The sequence below is a fragment of the Sphingobacterium sp. BIGb0165 genome (assembly GCF_024810095.1).
Lineage (GTDB): Bacteria > Bacteroidota > Bacteroidia > Sphingobacteriales > Sphingobacteriaceae > Sphingobacterium > Sphingobacterium detergens.
Genome location: NZ_JANUEB010000012.1, coordinates 106,713 through 122,042 on the forward strand (window position 1 = coordinate 106,713; position 15,330 = coordinate 122,042).

The following is a 15,330-nucleotide window of genomic DNA, read 5'->3' on the forward strand; positions in this document are numbered from 1 at the left end:
AAAGACAATAGCATAGAGTTTTGTCTTACTTAAAATATTACGAAGATGAAAAATTTAGGAAACATAAAATATTGGGTACTGGGGTTAATCGGTGTTGCTTCTTTTACAAGTTGCACAACTACGATGGCTCAAAGAGGAGGATATACAGGTTATAATAATTATAACAATTCTGGTGTTTCATTTCAGACGTTCTATGATGAACTTTCACCATACGGACAATGGGTGAATGATCCAAACTATGGATATGTTTGGATTCCTGATGCCGGGCCAGACTTCCAACCTTATGCAACCAATGGTTATTGGTCCATGACAGATTATGGTAACACATGGGTCTCCAATTACGATTGGGGGTGGGCTCCTTTCCACTATGGCCGATGGAACTACAACGATCGTTATGGTTGGGGATGGGTTCCAGATTACGAATGGGGGCCAGCATGGGTAAACTGGCGCCAAAGCAATGATTATTATGGTTGGGCTCCATTAGGTCCGGGCATGAATATCAACGTCTCGGTCAATATCCCAATGAACTTTTGGACCTTTGTTTCGGTCAATCATTTTATGAACCGAAACATGGATAGATATTATGTGAACCGTCGAAATTATAACAATATTTATAATAGAACCACAGTCATCAACAATACAACAATCATCAATAATAACTATTATGTGGGCGGCCCGCGTAGATCTGACATCGAACGTTATACAGGTAGAACTGTCAACGTAAACCGTATTAACAATGTAGATCGACCAGGATCGGTGCGCAGTAGCAGCAGCCGTACAAGGTCAAACGAAATCAATATGTATCGTCCAAGTGTAGACCGCAACACTCGCTCATCTGCACGTCCGACCAATGTTGTTGACGCTTCAACTCGAACACGTAGTAATAATAGTGAAATTTCGGACCGCAACAATCGTGTCATTTCCAACCGGGATAACATCAATACCAGATCTGGAAATCGTGAGTTATATATTGACAATAGCGGTAATGCTTCGGTAAGATCACGCAATGATGCGAATAATAATAGCGGATCTACACGTAGCTCTAGTAATACTAATGGACGCACAAGAGACAATAGCTCGAACAACAGAAATAATGTAGGTACAACACCTACTTCAGACAATTACGATTTTAGAACCCGATCCGGCAGAGAGTCGAATCCATCAAATACGAATAACCCTACTTCTACCAGTAGAACCAGACAAGGAAATGCTGTTGACAACGGCGGCGTTGTCAACAGCCGAAATTCGGACTATAATACACGAGTAAGAACAGGCACCAGCAATACAGGTGACGCAGGTTCATCCCGTAGTGGGCAGCCAACAACAATACCGCAACGAAATGGAAATTATGATGCTGGCAACACTAGAACACGTCCTAGTCAACCTGTATCACAACCTAGTCAACCGGTGCAAAATAGAAGTTATGACACTGGCAACAGCAGATCACGCTCTAGTCAACCTGTATCACAACCTAGTCAACCGGTGCAAAACAGAAGCTATGAGAATACCAGAACACGGTCCTCAGCTCCCGCAGTTGAAAGATCGAGTTCCTCGAATACAGGAAGTTCTTCGGCTCCAAGAACCAGGTCATCTGAAGGATCGACTCGTTCAGGAGGTAACTCAAGAACACGATAACAGATCAAATTAATAAAGTAAAAAAACGGGTCAGCACATCACTGAACCCGTTTTTTTCGCCCAACTACTATTATTCCTGTTTATCTTATTAGAAACTTCTGGTTCATCCCGCCCAATAATTGATTTGTATTTTCCTCCTTTGCCCATTAGTGAGTTTCTTTCCCTCTTTAGTGATTCAAAAAAACTATTCCATTTTTCGTCATCATGAAAGTTTTATTTATGATGAACAATCCGCACATTTTCATGTTAATTAGTAAATTTACGGCTTCAAACAAAAATCAGATTAATAAAGATGGCTTCATTCACCTCTATATTAGATAACGACTTTTACAAATTCACGATGCAGAATGCGGTAGTCAAGCTATTTCCAAAGGCAAAAGCACGCTACCACTTTATCAATCGGGGACATCATAAGTTTCCGGAAGGATTTGACATTCTTTTAAAGGAAGCTGTAAATGAAATGGCAGACCTACGGCTTACCAAGGCCGAGAAAACCTTTTTTGCGCGGACTTGCCCCTACATTGATCCGACCTATTTTGATTTTCTACAAGGTTATCGTTACGATCCCGATGAAATAAAAATCACGCAGGATGGTCCCGATCTCGAAGTTGTTATCGAAGGATATTGGTATCGAACGATTCTTTGGGAGGTACCGCTCATGTCACTGATCTGTGAGCTTTTCTATGAATCTCAGGATTTGGTCCGCGCATCAGATGAAGAGGTTATTGCAACGGCCAAAGATAAAATCGAAAAATATAAAAAACTACATATCACGATTGCCGATTTTGGCACCCGTAGAAGACATTCCTATGAAGTCCACGACTTGGTTGTCCGTACATTAAAACAATATGGCGAAAAAACCTTTATCGGAACCAGCAATGTTCACCTGGCCATGAAATATGAAACCAAACCAATTGGTACCCATGCGCACGAATGGTTTATGTTTCATGCGGCAAAATATGGATACAAAATGGCAAACCTATTAGGATTGGAACACTGGTCGGATGTTTATCGCGGTGATCTTGGAATTGCGCTTTCTGACACCTATACAACGGAAGTTTTCTTTCAGCAATTCGATAAAAAGCTTACCAAATTATTTGACGGAGTACGTCACGACAGTGGTGACCCACTAGAGTTTACAGACAAGGTTATTGCACACTACAAGAAAAATGGTATCGATCCATTGTCAAAGACAATTATATTTTCCGATGGTCTGGATTACGACAAGGTCGAAAGAATTGCAAGTTACTGCGAGGGCAAAATATTACACTCATTTGGTGTGGGGACCAACTTTACAAACGATGTAGGACTTAGACCCATGAATATTGTCATCAAAATGACCGATGCTCTTCCCGAAGATGATCAATGGACCCCAGTCATCAAACTATCCGATGAACCTATGAAGCACACGGGTGATGAAGATTCTATCTATATCGCAAAAAAAGTATTAATGATTGATAATGACAATTTATAGAGACGTATATGGTGAGGCCCTGGATGATTACTTTATCCATCAAGAAGAAAAATTCCCTTTAATACTGCATACAAGCTATGGCGACCAAGACGAAATGCCTGTAGAAGTTTTCTTCAGGGATGCTGACGATTTTCCAGAACTGGAATTCATCGGATTATCGCTCTGTGACGGTCGGGTATTGGATGTGGGGGCCGGCGTAGGCAGTCACAGCTTATATCTACAAGAAAAGGGATTTGAGGTCGATGCGCTGGAAATATCGCAAACAGCTTGTCATATCATGCAACAGCGTGGTGTGCAACATATCATATGCCAAGATTTCTATGAATTCAGTGGACAAAAGTATGATACACTTTTGTTTCTCATGAATGGCGTAGGCATCGCTGGCGACATTGACGGTTTTAAAAAGCTGTTGCAGCATAGTAAAGAGCTCCTGACCGATAGGGGGCAGCTTATTTTTGATTCATCCGATATCGGTTATCTCTACGAAGATTATAACATCCAAAAACCAAACCATTATTTTGGGGAGATTCAATATCAATACGAATATAAAGGACAAAAGGGAAATCCCTTCAAATGGCTTTATCTAGATCAGGATAAGCTGATCAAAATAGCCCATGAATTAGGCTGGGTTGTTCAGATTCTATATGAAGATGAACATGATCAATATTTAGTTCGTATGGAACCAAAAAAATAATCTAACTATTTCAAGGCATTACTTAGAACAAAAAACGCACAAAAAAACCTTAAATAACCGAACAAGTATTTAAGGTTTTTTGTGAATCAAAAAATAGCCTACCTATTTCAGGACTTCACATACTATTTTTGGGTTCTAATATAAATATCCCCCATAGAAGTTTTCAAGATCACATCCTGTCCGCCACCATTCATTTTCCCTTTCACCGTATTTGACATATTGTAGGTACTTTTAGGTTCCTCAACAGGCTTTTCAAATTGAAATTCATCCGCAGCATAAATATTACCCATTGAGGTCTTCATATCTACGTTAGCGCCGAATTTTACGGGGAAGGCTACGTCTACCGCACCCATTGCTGCGATGAGTGAAATAGGTCCTCTGACTGGCTGCACAAACTTAGCAACAACATCTCCTTGGGCGACTTTCACATTGAGCGGCCCAGTGACATTGATCACCTTAACATCCCCCATTGTACTAGAGATCTCAACCTCGGCTTTAATATCTTTTATTTCAATACCCCCGCCATTAAAGAGCCCTCCATGGCCACCTTTTACACTAATCGATAGATCAAAAGGAACCCGAACATGCACAGAATCTTCCAATGGCATTCCAACCATACTGATTTCCGTAACACCAGCAATATTTTGAATGTTCATTCCCATTCCCGAATTATCGGACAAGCCAGAACCATTGACCACACGCAAGCCTTTAGCCCGGTCGTTCTCTTCCTGCTCCTCCACCTTTGCTGTAATCACAACATCTTTTCCGTTATAGCCTTCAATAGAAACATTGTCAAATTTCAGTAATAGCTTCTCACCAACATTGGGGACTTTAATTTCTTTCCAAACTCTCTTCTCACTATCACCATAAGGCATTCTCATTGTCTTAGGAGGTCTAGGTGCCTTTGGCGGAACGGCGTTTTCTGCATTCTCCGTTATTTGGGCCTGCAATGCATTAGCAAAGAGCAGTGCCATTCCCATAATCATTATTCTTATCTTTTTCATCTTCATAATTATTACTGTCTAGTCCATTTTTTCAATGGTATTTATGAGCTCACAAGCCCCTTTTGTTTTTATTAAGGTGATGAAGCCTGGAGGTTTATTCCATTAGCTTAGCACGTCTCTACAGCTTCATCGTATATATTATTTGTTCTATTGGTGCAACAGTACCGCATAAGCTTGTTCTTTTACAAATTTCAATGTAAAGGGATCCTCTACAATCGCGTTCAGCTTATCCTTTGTACTATTTTTTATTTCCGGTTCATCTCTTTGTGCAATCATCTGCATCAGCTCAACCTGTAATGTAGGATCATTCTGTGCGACAAAAAAGTCCTGAACCTTTTGTTGCCTAACTTCTGGTGTCATTCCGTCCAACAAGGTCTCAATCGCTGCCATACGCACATTACTGCTCTCATCCGAAACGGCTATTTTCTCTAATGCTTGTGCTGCATCCGCTTTCAGATTTCCTTGTTTTTGAAGTGCGAGTACGGCTGCTAATCGTGTACTTGCCCAAACAGAGTCCTGAAGCATTTGCATATAATCTTTTTCAAGCCCTTCTTTCTTATCTACAGTAACCTTTTGCGCCGTTCTGTTAACTGCACGATGCATTTTTTGCGTACTTGTCATCGTCTGTATTGACCGTATCGGTTCCTTCTGACCAGCTTCTACTGCTACCTCTTGTTGAGATGGGCGCAGGATGTCCACTGGCTCTTTTTGAACAGGGACAGATTTCAAATCTGCTACTCTGCCCATATGATCATCCTTTTTCTCCTGATTTAAGATGACAAAAGCCGCAGATCCGACCAATAATGTAGCTGCCGCAATACTTGCCCATCGCCACAAAGGTTTAATCTTCTTTTCCTGTACCGGAGGAACAACCTGTGGTCTGATTTTATTCCATAAATCCGCTGACGGTTCTTTACGGTCAAATGCATCCCGATTGGCGTTCACAAAATCTTTCAAATTATCCCGCATAATTATACCTCTCCTTCAATTGTTCGTAAATTTTCTTTTTGGCGCGATGGTATTGACTCCGCACCGCTACCGCTGTCATTCCCAAAGATTCCGCGACTTCATCGTGGCTCATATCTTCAAAAAGATACAGATTGATCACCATCTTGGGTATCCCGGTCAGCTGATCAATGACTGATTCCAAATCAGTAAGCCGACATTCTCGCCACTCCTTTTCCAACAGTTCATCTTCGCCTTCATCCTGGATTTCCAGATCATCAATAGGTGTATAATACTGTTTATTTTTTCGTAAAAGAGAAATAGCCTTATTCACACCCATCCTTCTCAACCAAGCTTCAACACTAAGTACCGCCTGCCATTTATCTGATTTTGAGAAAAACTCTACAAAAGTCTCCTGCAAAATATCCTCACTTTCCTCCTGATTTGACAAAATCCGATAGATCGAGTTAAAAATCTTCTTCGCATAGCGATGATAGAGTTGTGCAAAGCCCGACTCGTTACCGGATTGGCACATCGCTAATAAATCTTTATCGCTAAGTTGGTTTTGCACGTTTACTATTTAATACTGTTAATTCCTATGTTTCTATTGTATAGTCGGATCGTTTTGGAAAATGTTGCAATTTAATTTTATTTTTTTTCTAAAATAAATAACATGCTATTTGTGAGCAGTAATAAATATGCTTTTTTAGGTTTTAAATCCACAAAAAAACACCCATGGAAAATACCGTGGGTGCTTGCATTAACAAAATATACTTAATGAAGTTTTGTGAACTCCTCAATAAGAGCGCTTTTATTTCACTTTCAGATAAGTTTCAATAATCGTATGTTTTACCCCCAGTTCGGGCAAATTCTCTTCCCCATGTTGGACAAGTGTGTCCCCTTTAAATTCCAATTCAAAATCAAACTTCTTACTTTCCCAATCGCGTAGACTACAGTATTGCAATCGCTCCTGATACTTTTTACCATCAAAAGAATAAGTTCCGCCCCCCGCAATAAAATGAGGTTCCTTTCCTTTCCCTTTTTCCTTATCATGATTGAAAAATGAAAAATGATCTTCATTAAACATTTTAAACATTTCGGTTTTACTTGTATCAGTAAATGCAGTCACCGTATCTTTCCCTTTGATAGTTTTAGCCTCTAAGAGTCTGTACGTTCCGGTCAATGTTTTGTTTTTTGAGGTCTCATTTTCTTTCGTTTTATCAACTGCGTTATTACAGGAAAGAGCAATACATGGCAAGGCCACGATTAGTAAAATTTGATTTTTTAGGTTCATAGTATTTTATAAAGGGTTTAAAGAGGCCAAACTACGAAAGTTCAGCCTCATAAAAAACAAACCATTGTGATTATTTGTCCCACCAAACGCGACCAGCGAGATTATCGCCTCCAGGTACTGCTGAAGAGGCTGCCTTATAGTTTTCTCCATTGATAGCCGCTTCATTTGCAGGGTAAGGAAAGCGACGTGGAATAGTGGCAGAAGTTGCATTCCCTGGATAATTTACAGGAGTTAACACTGGGAAGCCTGTTCTACGCCAGTTACTCCAAGTTTCATAAAAATCAAGCATTGTGATCGTATGTGCCCAATACTGTGTGTTTATTTGCTTCAACCCCTCCGCAACATTAAATGGATGTGCCTTCAAATAAGCGTCTGCATCCGCTTCACTGATTGCCATTGAACCATCATATTGATCGAGGAAAGTTATACTACCTTTAACCCCTTTGTTGTAATGATCACTAGCACTCCCCCCTATTCCCCATCTTTGTGCAGCCTCAGCTAGAAGTAACTCGGACTCACCGTAGGTTAAAATAAATGTAGCACCTGTTCGTTTAACCATATTGGGATTAGGAGATGAATAATCTGGAAAAGTAGTATAGCTCGGATCTCCGTTGATATTATACAATGGATTGGATCCAAGATCCTTACCATTAGGCATACCTTTTTGTTTTGCTGGATCAGTTATAAACCCAGCATTTTGATCTTTGCTTTTCTCAGACAAGTATAGTTGAGTCACCGCAACCTTTCTCAATCGTGGATCATTATTTGATTTTAAATAATCAATAAAAGTCTTGGACCATTTTACATAATAGTTTTCCTGTCCACCATCGCCGAGGAGTACTTGGCTATTTCGGTTCTGGGTAACCCGGGAACCAGACACATCATGCAAGATAAAGGCATTATCCGCATTGTTGGTCATCGTCTTCCCAATTGCCTTTTGGGCATATTCTTTGGCTTTGGCTTCATCTATTTTCACTAAGCGCATTGCTGTCCGGAGCAAAAGTGAATTCCCAAATTTCCGCCATTTCGCAATATCGCCCTTGTAGATAACATCTCCGGTTATTTTATCACCATCATCTTTTAAGGCTGCAGTAGCCGTTTCAATTTCCTTCAATAGATCGTTGTAGATGTCTTGTTGTTTATCGTATTTTGGTTTATAGATTTTATTGTAAAATCCCACACCTGCCTCAGAATAAGGAACATCACCATACAGATCTGTTAAACGGGCAAATATCAACGCCTTCCAAATTCTTGCGACATGATGAAGATTTGCATATTTTGGTTTATCTTTTGTAAACTCTACAACGTCAACAATATTTCTAACCTGCTCAATATAGGCGCCGACAGTTCCATTGCCCCAATAAGCTGCCGTATAACTTTCGTTTAACATATATTTATCTCCTGCCCAATAACTTACTACAGTAGACAAACCCTGCATCATTGTAGCCGAATAGATTAAATTTCCACGCCAAGTATCATAGGCAAAATCAAAACTTCCTGTATAAAACAATTGAGCAGAACTAAATGTATAATTAGGATCCCAATTATCCTTGCTATAAGAAATTGGGTCTGTATTTATTTTTTCAAAATCTTTTGTACAGCTACTTACAATGAGTGAAGCCACTGTAACCAAGCTAACAAATGCTGGTTTTATATATCTTTTCATGATTATTTGCAATTAAAATTTAACACTTAAATTAACACCATACGTACGTACAGCAGGAACACCACCGAGTTCCAAACCTGGAAAAGTAGCATTGTAACTTGATTCAGGGTCAATATTGTTTGTCTTTTTCATAATTATCCAAAGATTTCGTGCTACAGCACTAACTGTTATCGCCTTAATCTTGTTATTAAATAAATTGGATGGGAAAGTATATCCCACAACAATTTGACGTAGCTTAACAAAATCAGCATTGTTGACAAATATCTTCGATACATTGTTTGCAGTATTGGTATAGTAGGTTGCTGCTGTACGGCCCAAACTTTCGCGATCTGCTACTGTTTCTTGATGTAATCCAGCAATATATCCGTAATAATCCGTTCCTGAAAACAGCTTTCCACCCCATTTTCCATCAATCAAAAAAGAAAAATTGAAGCGTTTATAATTGAATTCATTGTTCCAGCCCGCAAACCATTTGTTCATTGCGGAACCATAAGGTTTTAAATCACCACGTACAGGAGAGCCATCATCAGCCTTAACAATATTGCCATTATCGTCGTATTTATAGTCAAATGCCATAATTTGGAAAGCAGGCATCCCTACCCGATTCATTAAATAGCCTACTCCTGAGCGTGAAGTTGCAACAGATTGCTCATCCATTCCCTCGGCCAAAGACAATACTTTATTATCATTATATGAACCGTTCAATGAAGAAATCCATTTAAAGTTTTCTGATTTGAGAATTGTTGCTGAAATTAATGCCTCAAACCCCTTATTTTGCATTTCACCCGCATTTAACACAGCACCGGTGTAACCACTGGAAGAAGGTGTCGTTATAAACGAAATTTCATTTTTTGACTTTTTATTATACCAAGTAAGATCTAAATTCACGCGATCATTGAAAAGACGTAATTCAGTTCCAATTTCCAACTCTGTTGCTGTTGAAGCTTTCAAGGAAGAATTGGGAATGTTTGCATTTGAAATTGTTCCCAATGGTTGTCCGTTCAGCGTTTCGCTCCTAAAATTATAAGTTAACAAGGTTTGATATGGATCTGTAGCTTGTCCCACTTGCGCAAAACCGGCCCTCAACTTTCCATAACTCAACCAGGATGGTTTTAAATATTCTGAAAAGATAAATGAACCCGAAACAGCCGGATACACAGAATTCAATTTATTGTCAAATCCGGGTGTTGCTAAAGTAGAAAACCAATCTGATCGTAAACTTCCGGTCAAATAAGCGACATCTTTATAGGCAAATTCCAATGTACCATAAGTGGATTGTGTTTCTGATTCACTCTCAAGATAACCAACAGACTTATTCTTTGCATTTAATATATTATACACACCAAATATGGCGAAATCCGTACCTAAATTCGTGGTCTGTTTGATTTTCGTATTTCTGTAACTCGCTCCAATATTGGGGGTCAATGTATAATCTCCTAGTACAAAAGACTTGCCAATCAATATATCTGTGTTGACATCCGCAAATTTTGTTTCTTGCTCCGCAATCTTTCCACTTGGGTAATATCCCGCACCTGAGGGAACTACATTCTTATAGTGATCGGAATATCCGTCCCGTCCCACGCGTCCCTGAAAAAACAGGCCATTATTCATTGTGTATTTTGCAGTTACGGAAGCGATAGAGCGATCCCGATTGGTATTGTTGATAAATTCATTTGCAGCAAACCAAGGGTTAGTTGCATAAACATTACCAGCGTTATAGAGAATCTCATTGCCATCAGCACCTTTCCATGGTTTTAAATCATTGATATTAATACTTGTCGGTAAAAACATTGCGTTATAATTGGCATTTCCAGCACCATCAGATACCATCGGACGGTTTTTCACCTGCTCTAAAATCATATTATAACGTGCGTCAACAGTCAAACCTTTAAGTGGCTCAAACAATCCGACCAAATTGAAAGACTGCCTCTTAAGACCCGAATTAGGTACAACAGATCTATTATTTACGTCTGTTCCTGATAGACGGATTGAACCACCCTCAAAAGATTTGTTCAATGCCAAAGTATTTGTCCATGTAGAACCTGTTCTATAAAACCTCTTAAGATTTCCCTCCTGTAACGAATATGGTCTTTCCTTTCCATCAAATTGCACAACTGGTGTACCATCCAACTTCGCACCCCAACTGGAACCACCAACCTGAGCGGCACCCGCTTGAGTATTTGGCTTCTCGCCATTAGCACCCTGGCCATATACAGTTTGCCAGTTGGTATTATCTATAATTTGTTCTCCTACGAAATTGCTATTAAAATCTATCGAATTCCCCTTCCCAGATTTTGTTGTAATCAAAATAACACCTGCTTTTGCCCGCGAACCATATAATGCTGAAGCCGCAGCCCCTTTTAATACCGAAATACTTTCGATGTCGTCAGGATTGATATTGCTGATTGCATCACCTAAATCTGGGGCATTGTCCCACTGACTGCCAGCGTTTCCTTTAGTATTCGCATTACCTATACCTACCGGCTTACTCTCCATAGGTATTCCATTAATCACATATAAGGGTTGATTTGTTTGATTCAGACTGGAAACACCGCGTATAGTTACATTCGAAGCTGCTCCCGCACCACCAGAAGTTGAACTAATATCCAAACCTGCTACTTTTCCGACAAGTGAATTCATGACGTTATTTTCACGTGCTGTAGTCAAAGATTCTCCTGCGACCTGTGTCACCGAATACCCCAAAGAGCGTTTTTCTTTTTTCATACCCAATGCTGTCACCACCACCTCGTTTAACATGCGGTTGTCTTCGATTAAGATGATTTTCATATCGCCATCTTTAGTTACAGCCGCTTCCTGCGATGCATAGCCCGCGAAAGAAACGATCAACGTATTGCCGGTAGCGGCGTCGATGGAAAACCGTCCATTAATATCGGTCGCCCGCCCTACAGCAGTACCTTTAACACGTACACTGGCTCCCGCTAACGGATTCCCTTTATCGTCTGTTACCGTACCCGAAACGACAACTTGTTGTTGTTGACTGACCACAACAAGTCCTTCTTTGGATACTGAATAAGCCAGTCCACTTTTATTGAAAAGCTTCGCCAACACGTCCAATACCTTCGTATTATTGACATTGACAGACACTTCTTTATTTAAATTCTCGTTTGTCGAATTATAGACAAAATAATAATCACTTTGCTCTTCGATCAGTTTAAGTACCTTGCTCAGTTTTGTTTTTTGAACATCCAAGGACACTTTTTGTTGGGAAAATACAGATGCTGAAACATTGATTACAGCACACGTAGTCATAATTAAGGCTAGTTTCATCCGGATAATGAATCTAAAATGCACAATATATCCATTGCGCATTTGCAATAAGCAATTTTTAATCATATTTTAGTGTTGGTTAAAATTAATATTAAGCAGCACGCCCCAATGTTGCTGCTTTTGGTTAATCATTTTTTCAATGAAGGATGGTGTTGGTCCACCATCCTTTTTATTTTTCTGAGATAGTTATTTTTTTCCCATATAGTTCAAATTTAAATGGTTCGACTTTTTGTAAAGCACTCAGTACCTGAGTAATATTTTCTTTGCTAAAGGTTGCCGTGAAGCGATAACTTTTCAATTCTTCACTTTGAAGCTGAATATCCACATCATACCAGCGCTCCAGGGTTCTTCGTAAAGATTCGAAATCTTGGTCCACGATTTCCAATCTATTTTCTTTCCATGCGATATCTGGTATTTCGGTGGTATTTGACTCCACTACAGGGATATTTTCGATTGCAATTTCCTTAATGGGCAACTTACTTAAGGTTGGCTTATTTCCTTTACTTACATTTACCGCAAGCTCAGTTTGGTTTTTAAATATTGTAATTTTTTGATTTGGCTTAATAACAACGGAATTCTCGCGCTGTCCTTTGCTTTTCATCTCAATAGACCCCTCCACCAATAGAGCTTCCGCCGTTGGTTCTTCGGGATAACTTTTCACGTTGAAGGTTGTTCCCAAAACTTTGATATCAAAATCAGAAGCCTGCACCATAAATGGTTTTTCTTTATTCTTTGCGACCTGAAAATAACCTTCACCGACCAACCTTACCAAGCGCAATTCACCATTAAAATCCGAAGACAGCTCCAATTTACTTGCTGAGTTGAGGGTAACAGTACTGCCATCAATTAACTCAAAGGTCTTCTTTTCACCTTTCTTTGTCTGATACACCTGACCAACGTTTGTTATCGTTTGTGGGGCAATAGCATTCGTCGGACGTGAATAGTACCATAATCCGCCCCCGACCAAAGCAGCAAATACCGCAGCAATAGCACCCCACTTTTGCCATGTAATCTGGCGGATAGGTGCAGATTCAATTGGCGTATTTTGGAGGTCAGTCTTCAATCTCTCCATCTGTTCATGGATAGATTTTCGGTTTCCGACCAAAATTTGGTAAAGACGTTTTGCTTTTAGGATCATTTCGACCTGCTCTGGATGATTTAAGCAGTATTGTTGCCAGTAAAGGATACAGTTTTTATCTTCTCCAGAACAGTACTTTTGAAAAGTATCGTCAATCAAAAAATCTTCTAACTGTTTATAATCTTTTTGGCTCATTCTAATGGGTATTTACCCTATAGTGCCCAAGAAGAGGTCTTTTTCCTAAGAAAAAAACAAAATATTTTACAAAATACTGATAATCAGATTGTTTATTTTAAAAAACAACACAAAAAAAATGAGGTATAATACGCAACGAATAGGCTATTATTACCCTGTAACATTGATTATCTCTGCTATCATTAAATGTCCTTCAGCTCCTCCCGCAATATTTTTAGCGCATCGTAGAGCGTATTATACGCTGTTTTGACAGACATCTGCGTGATTTCAGAGATCTTTTCATACGAATAACCTTCAAAAAATTTTAGATTGACCAATTGTTTTTGGCGAAAAGACAACTTCTCCAGTGCTTCTTTCAAACGGATCTGAATAATCTCATTGGTTTGCACTTTGATTACAAACTCTTCATAAGGCATCTCAATCCATTCATCCTCCGCTTTTACATTCTGAAGCGCAGTATTAATTTTATGTTGCTTTTCGATCAGGCGTAGAATACGTCTTTTTAGAAAGGTAATAAGGTAGGACTGTACATTTTCAACGCGTTCAAGCTGCGTTCTTTTTTCCCAGATCTTGACAAAAACCTGATCCGTCGCTTCACTTGCTAAATCAGTATCCCCACAGGTACGGATTCCAAAATTAACAAGTTCTTGATAAAGTGCCCCATACAGATCAAAAAATGCAGCCTCGTCCCCCGTACGAATACGCTCCCACAACAGGCGGTACCCCATTTTATTTCTCATAACAAAGCATATAATCTGTATTCAAGCTATTTTACGTCCCTGTTTCCAAAAGTATAAACTTAATCCGTAAAAGGAAAAAGTTTTTATCTTTAGGTATAGTTATTTGTATGTGGTCAGAAATTATAATCACCCTATTTATCTGTATTGTACTGAACTACTATGTATTGAAGTGGCTTAAAGATAATCGAAAAATGCGTCCGAAAGGAATTTTGGCCTACTTAATCACGCCAATACTTTACCTATGCATCCGCTTATTGATGATGAAATGGGTATTTATTACTGTCTTTGCATTGGCCTGGATCGCGATTATTATCTTTTTGCTCCGGAAGTCTATTCACTATTTGACACCACAAAAATTTCATCAGGAAAATGAAGAAGTACTAGAGGCCGAAATCGTTGACCCAAAAATTGATGAACCTATTGCCTATCCTGAGAAACCAACCAATTCCGAACGGGTATCAGGTATAGCTGAAATCCAGACCGTTCATTCAAATCCTCCCAGTGTAGGACCTGATAGCCCACAGCAACTCAATTTACAACACAAGGCTATTTCTATTGACGAAGCAGCTGAAATACAGGCTGAACAACACAAGAAAGATCGAAAACTTCTAATGTTACAACGTGTCTCTTTTTACGCGACTATTTATAACCTTATTTTTTGTCTCTTTCTTATTATTAGAAGAGCTTATTTACAGACAGACGCAGAGGATGATATCATTGACCTTTTTGGCACTTTTCAGATCAACAGTATTGTATGTTTGGTCATCACTGCCATCATCTGCAAATTGTTTGATACGCTGAATAGATTAACCAATCTGATCCAAATGGAAAAAAGAGGTTATAAGTTTTCACTTTTTATCTTGCTTGGTATCGTCTGTTTTTTCTATTTCCGCGCAGATTTCATCACTTTAGAATCGCTAATCACTCAATCCTATACTAACCAGGGTGTCTTTTTTCTTGTCGGAATAATCACCTTCCTACTCGCGCAACTTGCCTTTATGACGATCGATTATCCCAGTTTCATTCGGTATCAATTTGCGCGAAAAAGAGATTTAAAAGCAATTATTATACTCAATCTATTTCTATTTGTTTTGGTCATGATTATCTGTGAGGTCCTATTGTCGGGACATAAAAACAGGTTCGATAGTAGCCATATTTTCACGCTGTACCCCACTGTACTGTTATTTTTTCTAGAGCGGAAAAATTACCTTCAGGCAAAAAACTATGTCAACCGTATGGATCTATAATCGTAAATTAGTCGCTTCAAAATCTTACATCGTAAAATTGACATGGAAGTGTCAGCAAATTAATAGATTA

12 protein-coding genes are annotated in these 15,330 nt (G+C 39.2%); 4 read left to right on the forward strand and 8 right to left on the reverse strand.

Annotated elements, in window-relative coordinates:
* Positions 1 to 45: 45 nt before the first annotated feature.
* The 3 genes from M2408_RS24800 to M2408_RS24810 all read left to right on the forward strand — a co-directional run bounded on the left by M2408_RS24800 (position 46) and on the right by M2408_RS24810 (position 3,803).
* The gene (locus M2408_RS24800; RefSeq protein ID WP_259187255.1) at positions 46 to 1,635 is read left to right on the forward strand and encodes a DUF6600 domain-containing protein; all 1,590 of its coding nucleotides are present in this window, start codon (positions 46 to 48) and stop codon (positions 1,633 to 1,635) included.
* Positions 1,636 to 1,927: 292 nt separating this feature from the next.
* Positions 1,928 to 3,109, forward strand: coding sequence for a nicotinate phosphoribosyltransferase (gene pncB, locus M2408_RS24805; RefSeq protein ID WP_259187256.1), 1,182 nt, complete (start codon positions 1,928 to 1,930; stop codon positions 3,107 to 3,109).
* Positions 3,096 to 3,803, forward strand: coding sequence for a bifunctional 2-polyprenyl-6-hydroxyphenol methylase/3-demethylubiquinol 3-O-methyltransferase UbiG (locus M2408_RS24810; RefSeq protein WP_259187257.1), 708 nt, complete (start codon positions 3,096 to 3,098; stop codon positions 3,801 to 3,803). The genes pncB and M2408_RS24810 overlap by 14 nt, the downstream gene beginning before the upstream one ends.
* A gap of 122 nt (positions 3,804 to 3,925) precedes the next feature.
* Here the strand turns inward: M2408_RS24810 and M2408_RS24815 are convergent, their stop codons facing one another.
* The 8 genes from M2408_RS24815 to M2408_RS24850 form a co-directional block, all read right to left on the reverse strand.
* Positions 3,926 to 4,807 (reverse strand): DUF4097 domain-containing protein, encoded by an 882-nt coding sequence (locus tag M2408_RS24815; RefSeq protein ID WP_259187258.1) that lies wholly within the window; start codon positions 4,805 to 4,807, stop codon positions 3,926 to 3,928.
* Between the two features lie 147 nt (positions 4,808 to 4,954).
* Positions 4,955 to 5,776 carry a HEAT repeat domain-containing protein gene (locus tag M2408_RS24820; protein ID WP_259187259.1) on the reverse strand — a complete coding sequence of 274 codons (822 nt, stop codon included), beginning with the start codon at positions 5,774 to 5,776 and terminating at the stop codon, positions 4,955 to 4,957.
* On the reverse strand, positions 5,766 to 6,323 hold the full coding sequence (locus M2408_RS24825) for an RNA polymerase sigma factor (RefSeq protein ID WP_257092241.1): 558 nt from the start codon (positions 6,321 to 6,323) through the stop codon (positions 5,766 to 5,768). Before M2408_RS24825 ends, M2408_RS24820 begins: the two co-directional genes overlap by 11 nt.
* A 240-nt stretch (positions 6,324 to 6,563) precedes the next feature.
* Entirely contained in the window at positions 6,564 to 7,046 is a 483-nt protein-coding gene (locus M2408_RS24830) for a hypothetical protein (RefSeq protein ID WP_259187260.1), read from the reverse strand.
* Positions 7,047 to 7,116: 70 nt separating this feature from the next.
* On the reverse strand, positions 7,117 to 8,712 hold the full coding sequence (locus M2408_RS24835; protein ID WP_259187261.1) for a SusD/RagB family nutrient-binding outer membrane lipoprotein: 1,596 nt from the start codon (positions 8,710 to 8,712) through the stop codon (positions 7,117 to 7,119).
* Between the two features lie 12 nt (positions 8,713 to 8,724).
* Positions 8,725 to 12,066, reverse strand: coding sequence for a SusC/RagA family TonB-linked outer membrane protein (locus M2408_RS24840; protein ID WP_259187262.1), 3,342 nt, complete (start codon positions 12,064 to 12,066; stop codon positions 8,725 to 8,727).
* A 103-nt stretch (positions 12,067 to 12,169) separates the two neighbouring features.
* Positions 12,170 to 13,273 (reverse strand): FecR family protein, encoded by a 1,104-nt coding sequence (locus M2408_RS24845; RefSeq protein WP_259187263.1) that lies wholly within the window; start codon positions 13,271 to 13,273, stop codon positions 12,170 to 12,172.
* Positions 13,274 to 13,455: 182 nt separating this feature from the next.
* Positions 13,456 to 14,013, reverse strand: coding sequence for an RNA polymerase sigma factor (locus M2408_RS24850; RefSeq protein WP_120259897.1), 558 nt, complete (start codon positions 14,011 to 14,013; stop codon positions 13,456 to 13,458).
* Positions 14,014 to 14,120: 107 nt separating this feature from the next.
* Between M2408_RS24850 and M2408_RS24855 the strand changes: the two genes are divergently transcribed.
* Positions 14,121 to 15,260, forward strand: coding sequence for a hypothetical protein (locus tag M2408_RS24855; protein ID WP_259187264.1), 1,140 nt, complete (start codon positions 14,121 to 14,123; stop codon positions 15,258 to 15,260).
* Positions 15,261 to 15,330: the final 70 nt, after the last annotated feature.

Coding starts and splice junctions, on each gene's coding strand:
- M2408_RS24800 (WP_259187255.1), top strand. CDS start 46: ATGAAAAATTTAGGAAACATAAAATATTGGGTACTGGGGTTAATCGGT.
- pncB (WP_259187256.1), top strand. CDS start 1,928: ATGGCTTCATTCACCTCTATATTAGATAACGACTTTTACAAATTCACG.
- M2408_RS24810 (WP_259187257.1), top strand. CDS start 3,096: ATGACAATTTATAGAGACGTATATGGTGAGGCCCTGGATGATTACTTT.
- M2408_RS24815 (WP_259187258.1), bottom strand. CDS start 4,807: ATGAAAAAGATAAGAATAATGATTATGGGAATGGCACTGCTCTTTGCT.
- M2408_RS24820 (WP_259187259.1), bottom strand. CDS start 5,776: ATGCGGGATAATTTGAAAGATTTTGTGAACGCCAATCGGGATGCATTT.
- M2408_RS24830 (WP_259187260.1), bottom strand. CDS start 7,046: ATGAACCTAAAAAATCAAATTTTACTAATCGTGGCCTTGCCATGTATT.
- M2408_RS24835 (WP_259187261.1), bottom strand. CDS start 8,712: ATGAAAAGATATATAAAACCAGCATTTGTTAGCTTGGTTACAGTGGCT.
- M2408_RS24840 (WP_259187262.1), bottom strand. CDS start 12,066: ATGATTAAAAATTGCTTATTGCAAATGCGCAATGGATATATTGTGCAT.
- M2408_RS24845 (WP_259187263.1), bottom strand. CDS start 13,273: ATGAGCCAAAAAGATTATAAACAGTTAGAAGATTTTTTGATTGACGAT.
- M2408_RS24850 (WP_120259897.1), bottom strand. CDS start 14,013: ATGAGAAATAAAATGGGGTACCGCCTGTTGTGGGAGCGTATTCGTACG.
- M2408_RS24855 (WP_259187264.1), top strand. CDS start 14,121: ATGTGGTCAGAAATTATAATCACCCTATTTATCTGTATTGTACTGAAC.